The sequence below is a fragment of the Polaromonas sp. P1_G4 genome (genome assembly GCF_056405475.1).
Genome location: NZ_JBFUCA010000732.1, coordinates 1 through 1,632, shown reverse-complemented (window position 1 = coordinate 1,632; position 1,632 = coordinate 1). Strand labels below are relative to the sequence as shown.

Here is a 1,632-nt window from a genome sequence, read left to right as displayed (position 1 = left end):
CTTGTGCAGGATGCGGCCGCCGTCTTTTTCCCATTTTTTGCCGATGCCCGAGTAGGAAGCGACACCGCCCACATCGGCAAACTTGTTGTCCAGGTAGAACCCGACGGCAGCTTGTTCGCGCACGAACTGCACGTTTTCCTTGTCGACCAGGATGCCTTTGTCCCTGAGCTCTGCGGCACAGAAGCGGGACATATAGGCAATCTGCTCGGGCAAGGCAATCCGCTTGCCCTTGACGTCGTCGATGGTCTTGAGGGCCGAACCCTTGGGCGCAATGATGAAGCACTGCCCGTCGGGCTTGGTGCTGGCGATATAGCTGTAGCCGTAGTCGCGCATGCCGCGCGCCGGGTAGTCGCTCGGGCGTGCCATCACCRGGTCGAAGCGGCCGGTCTGCATGCCTTCTTCCAGCTGCTTGAATTCGCGCGCAAACACCACGCTGACCTTGGCCTTCATGGCTTTGCCGATCACCTCGGCCAGCCCCTGGTATTTGGCAATCACCTGGGCGTGGTCGAGGCCACCCGAAGTGCCTTCGCTGATGCCCAGTATCAGTTGCTGGGCCTGCGCCTGGGCATTGGCAGTGCCCATACAAAACTGGCTGAACCCCAACACCAGGGTCCCTAACATCCATCTCCTCAGCATAAGCCTCTCCTTATATAAAGCTCACGCATGCTACTGCGTGTGTCCGGCGCTGGCTAGCGCAATTTACCCCTGTCAACTTTTTCCACCACCCTCATGACATGGTGGGCGCCCGCTTGCATTTGCACCCCGATGACACAATCGGAAGATGCCGCAGACCACCGCCGCCCGACCGAAATCATGAAGAGTCTGCCCACCTTCCTGATCGCCATGCTGCTGACTGCCCTGTCTGCCTGTAGCCCGGCGCCGCGCGCCAGCCAGGACCCGCTGTCGATTGCCCGCGCCCCGGTGGCCACGGCCATCAACGACTACCAGCGCTGTGCCCAGAGCGCCTTGCAGTCGCTGAAAGACAACCCGGAGCAGTCCGTGTTTGTGCTCGCCGATGCCGCACTGGCGGCCTGCGATGCCGGCCTGGATCAGGTGCGGCGCAGCATCCTGGCGGACAACGCAGGCCACCCTTATGTGGCCGCGTTTGCTGAAGATGCCAGCGCCAACATCCGCATTCGCACCCGCAACATGCTGGCGCACAGCCTGAACCGCGTTCGGGAAGCCGCAGCGCCGCATGCCGCGCCGGCAAAGTAATTAAGCGGGAAAACCCCCGCAGCGTTCAGCGCAAGCTCTTCACGAAGCGCGGCGCGTTCGGGGCAATAACACCGCAGAACCGGCTTTGCCGGGCTGCAGGTGTTGCCACCCTGAGGGGGGTTCCGGCTACACGCAGTGAGCCGAGACAGGGGGCTACAAGTTATCGCAGGCCCTTCACATAGCGCGGCGCGTTCGGGTCGCGCTGGCGGCGCTCTCGCGGCGACTCGCCCTCGCCGAAAATGGCACCGAATGTCGACTCGATAAAACCTGATTCAGGATAGACCTCTTCCTCGGTATCGATAGACCGGGCGCTCTGGCGGTCGGGCACAGGCGCCGGGGCAAGCACCGGCTGGCTGCGCTCCTTCACCACCTCGGACACCAACTGCACCAGCGGCACGCGTGCCTTGGGCTCGGGGG

3 protein-coding genes are annotated in these 1,632 nt (G+C 63.0%); 1 reads left to right on the top strand and 2 read right to left on the bottom strand.

Going from position 1 to position 1,632, the window contains the following annotated elements; translation table 11 throughout:
- On the bottom strand, positions 1–582 hold a 582-nt coding region (locus AC1D1X_RS22785; protein WP_477699274.1), incomplete at its 3' end, for a phosphate/phosphite/phosphonate ABC transporter substrate-binding protein.
- Positions 583–765: 183 nt separating this feature from the next.
- On the opposite strand from AC1D1X_RS22785, the gene AC1D1X_RS22780 reads away from it, so the two are divergent.
- Positions 766–1,215 (top strand): hypothetical protein, encoded by a 450-nt coding sequence (locus tag AC1D1X_RS22780; protein ID WP_477670251.1) that lies wholly within the window; start codon positions 766–768, stop codon positions 1,213–1,215.
- Positions 1,216–1,375: 160 nt separating this feature from the next.
- Here the strand turns inward: AC1D1X_RS22780 and AC1D1X_RS22775 are convergent.
- Positions 1,376–1,632, bottom strand: a 257-nt coding sequence (locus AC1D1X_RS22775; protein ID WP_477699273.1) for a hypothetical protein, incomplete at its 5' end; no start/stop codon positions are given.